We start from the raw sequence: 3,455 nt of genomic DNA on the forward strand, positions 1-3,455 counted from the left end.
TATTGAACAATACGACAGGGATATTTAATTCTTCATTTATCATCACTGCATTATCATGCTTGTCTTCAAAAAAAATATCCACTTTATATTTCTTAGCGGTGGATATTTTATTGTGTGAGCCAATCAATTCAATATGATGATACATAAGATCCCGAGTATCAAACCATTCTTTCGTCAACTGAAGAAGCTCTGATGGTCTGGCGCTGATAAAATAAAGTTCATGATGCTCCTTCCAATCGTCCAGTATTTTTTTTGCCCCTGAAGCGAGCGGGGAGTCCTTGTATATATGCGGTTCTGCCTCTTTGAACCATGTGCCGAAGGTCTGAGGCGGAATATCAAGCACTTCTGTCAATTCATATTGAGTAATATCGTTTAAGGTCAGATTCAATTTAAAATAATCATTAATATGCGGCAGTAAAGATTCCGGGGACGTAACCGTACCGTCGATATCAATTCCAAAACGTTTCATGCGCTATCATGCTCCTCTTATACAAACTTATTCAAGTGTACCATATTACAGCTTATCCTATAAGGCTTTGTTTCGTGCAATATTGTAAGCACAAAGAACATGCTAACAGAAATGACAAAGATTAGCATAGTAAAATCAATCCCTTTACAAACACTAAGAAGGCTCCCAAACATCGAAAGTGAGGGATTGCTGTATGGCTGATGAACGACATCGAGATCGAGAAGAGATCGACGTATATTACGACAATCCGGATATTATGGATAGAGAAAAAGACTTCAATGAAGAAACAGCTGCTGAAATCGCAGCTCCAGTTAATATAAGCCGCGATTTTGAAGATGATACAAAAGAGGAAACGACGACTTCAGGTCGTGTGCTGGGGTATTCTGCACTTGCACTGTCGATTCTTTCCTTGTTCATTCTTCCGGTCATCATGGGAGCCGCCGGGATCGTCCTCGGATTCGTTGCCAGAAGGCGCGGAGCAGAAACGCTTGGTGCATGGGCTATAGGAATTGGAGCAGTATCGATAATCATTGGATTATTCGTATTGCCCTTCTTTTAATAATGTCATCACTTTTTTAAAATGGGGAGCGTTTTAAAAAAGTAAAAAGAGGACTGAGCAATCAGTCCTCTTTGCTTTAAACCTGTGTTTCTTTCTTTTCTGCTTCCTGCTTATCGTAGTATTCCTGTGCAATCTTATCGATTTCTTTTTTGAGTTCCTCGACCATTGTTTCTTCAGGAACTTTACGGACGGTCTTGCCTTTGCGGAACAGCAGGCCTTCTCCACGTGCACCTGCAATGCCGATATCTGCTTCACGTGCTTCACCGGGACCGTTTACTGCACATCCGAGTACTGCTACCTTGATCGGTGCTTTAATGGTTTGGATATATTCTTCCACTTCATTTGCGATTGAAATCAAGTCAATTTCAATGCGACCGCATGTCGGGCAGGAAATCAATGTGGCTGCATTGGATGCCAGGCCGAATGATTTCAATAACTCCCGTGCAACCTTTACTTCTTCTACAGGATCGGCACTTAAAGAAATCCTTAGAGTATTCCCGATACCAAGGCTCATAATGGCACCCAGTCCTGCAGCACTTTTTACTGTGCCTGCGAATAAGGTACCTGATTCTGTGATGCCAAGGTGAAGAGGATAGTCAAATGCCTGCGCTGCTTTGGTATACGCTTCGATAGCCAAATTGACATCCGAAGCTTTCATCGAAACGATGATATCGTGGAAATCGAGATCTTCCAGGATCTTGATATGATGCAGGGCACTCTCAACCATGCCATCTGCTGTCGGATACCCGTATTTTTCAAGGATTTTTCTCTCAAGGCTTCCGGCATTCACCCCGATCCGGATCGGAATGCCTTTTTCCTTCGCTGCCTTTACAACAGCTTCCACTTTTTCACGGCGGCCGATATTTCCAGGATTAATCCTGATTTTATCCGCTCCTCCTTCGATTGCTTTCAGTGCCAGCTTGTAATCGAAGTGGATATCGACAACCAGCGGGATATTGATTTGTTTTTTAATATCAGCGATTGCGTTCGCTGCCCGCTCATCTGGACAGGCAACCCGAACAACCTGACACCCTGCTTCTTCAAGGCGGTGAATCTCCTTGACTGTCGCTTCGACGTCATGAGTCTTGGTTGTGGTCATGCTTTGTATAATTAATTCATTGTTACCGCCAATCGTTAAATCCCCGACTTTTACCGGACGTGTTTTTGAACGATGTATGATTTCACTCAAGTGTAATTCGCTCCTTTAAAAAGGTTCTTCAACTATACATTATAAGTAATACGATGCAATTGTAACAGTGTTTTGTATGAATTGACAAGAATTAGGTATGCAGTTGAAAGAAAGTCAGTCAGCATAATGCGGGATTTTATAGGTTCTGCCGATTTGAATCTTCCCTGGTGCCACATTGTTCAGTTCTTCAAAGTCTGAGACAACCTGCTCGATGGAAACGGGAAGCTTTCCCTGTACCGAGTCTTCGACGAGGCTTAAAACCGTATCACCAGGTTCGATTTTCTTTTCAATATAAGAAAGTGATGAATCTGAAGAAACAGGTAAAGGGACACTATCAACGATTTCTTTATCATCATCCTGCGGCTGTGCAGTCACGTTCACGCTGTTTCTTCCTGTCAGATTTAAAGTGCCCTTATCCAAATCATAATAGACGCTGTAAAGAAGAATGATAATACCAAAGAAAATGAACATCCGTTTCATAAATGATTCCTCCTGATTATTGAGTGAATTGAAAAAGGAGTCAAGATCAATGCAAAATAAAAAAATTGTGGGAGTGCTCGGCATGCTCCCGATTCTGATGGTTTTGGGTAATTCCATGCTGATTCCCATTTTGCCGAGTATAGAAGAAGGACTGCAGATTGATGAGGAGTGGTCCGGTTGGATTTTAAGTTCATTTACTGTGCCTGCAGCTGCCTGTATCCCATTTATAGGATTCTTATCGGACAGGTTCGGACGCAATCGGCTGATTCAGTATTCTCTGTGGATCATTCTGGCGGGAAGTGTGTTATGTGTTGTTAGTGCCTGGTTTGAAAACCCGGTCTTCCTCTTTATGGGGGGAAGGGGTCTGCAGGGGGTGGGTGCCGCCGGCACGACACCCCTTGCAATGGCTTTGGCAGGTGATTTGTTCAAGGGTGAAGAACGTACCAAAGTATTGGGTTCTCTGGAAGTATTCAATGGCATAGGGAAGGTTGCTGCACCGATCATTGGCGCCGGGTTAACTATATTCTTGAGTTGGAATCATGCTTTTTGGATATTTCCTTTGATATGTGTAGTCATTCTCATTGGGTTAAAGACGAATATAAACCGGACCCAGGATGGAAAACGTTTTTATGGACTAAGGAAATATGCAGGAGATCTTGTTGATGTTTTTGCTACTAAAAGTTTATTGCTGCTCCCTCTTTATTTGATTGGGGGTATCGGGTTATTTCTATTATTCGGCATCCTGTTCTTTCTTTCCT

Annotated in this window: 5 protein-coding genes; 2 read left to right on the forward strand and 3 right to left on the reverse strand. The window is 42.5% G+C overall.

Annotated features, from left to right (window positions below):
- Positions 1 to 469, reverse strand: a 469-nt coding sequence (locus HP456_RS21465; protein ID WP_172254896.1) for a hypothetical protein, incomplete at its 3' end; no start/stop codon positions are given.
- Positions 470 to 662: 193 nt separating this feature from the next.
- Here HP456_RS21465 and HP456_RS21470 point away from each other — a divergent pair.
- Positions 663 to 1,028 (forward strand): DUF4190 domain-containing protein, encoded by a 366-nt coding sequence (locus tag HP456_RS21470; RefSeq protein ID WP_172254897.1) that lies wholly within the window; start codon positions 663 to 665, stop codon positions 1,026 to 1,028.
- A 76-nt stretch (positions 1,029 to 1,104) separates the two neighbouring features.
- Here HP456_RS21470 and ispG read toward each other — a convergent pair whose 3' ends face one another.
- Positions 1,105 to 2,217, reverse strand: a complete 1,113-nt coding sequence (ispG, locus tag HP456_RS21475) for a flavodoxin-dependent (E)-4-hydroxy-3-methylbut-2-enyl-diphosphate synthase (protein WP_216663378.1) — start codon at positions 2,215 to 2,217, stop codon at positions 1,105 to 1,107.
- Between the two features lie 114 nt (positions 2,218 to 2,331).
- On the reverse strand, positions 2,332 to 2,697 hold the full coding sequence (gene yqfZ, locus HP456_RS21480) for a protein YqfZ (RefSeq protein WP_172254898.1): 366 nt from the start codon (positions 2,695 to 2,697) through the stop codon (positions 2,332 to 2,334).
- Between the two features lie 49 nt (positions 2,698 to 2,746).
- Between yqfZ and HP456_RS21485 the strand changes: the two genes are divergently transcribed.
- Positions 2,747 to 3,455: MFS transporter (locus tag HP456_RS21485; protein WP_172254899.1), on the forward strand; the 709-nt coding region annotated here is incomplete at its 3' end.

Source organism: Bacillus haikouensis (assembly GCF_013179555.1).
Classification (GTDB): Bacteria; Bacillota; Bacilli; order Bacillales; family Bacillaceae_B; genus Rossellomorea; species Rossellomorea haikouensis_A.

Coding starts and splice junctions, on each gene's coding strand:
- HP456_RS21470 (WP_172254897.1), top strand. CDS start 663: ATGGCTGATGAACGACATCGAGATCGAGAAGAGATCGACGTATATTAC.
- yqfZ (WP_172254898.1), bottom strand. CDS start 2,697: ATGAAACGGATGTTCATTTTCTTTGGTATTATCATTCTTCTTTACAGC.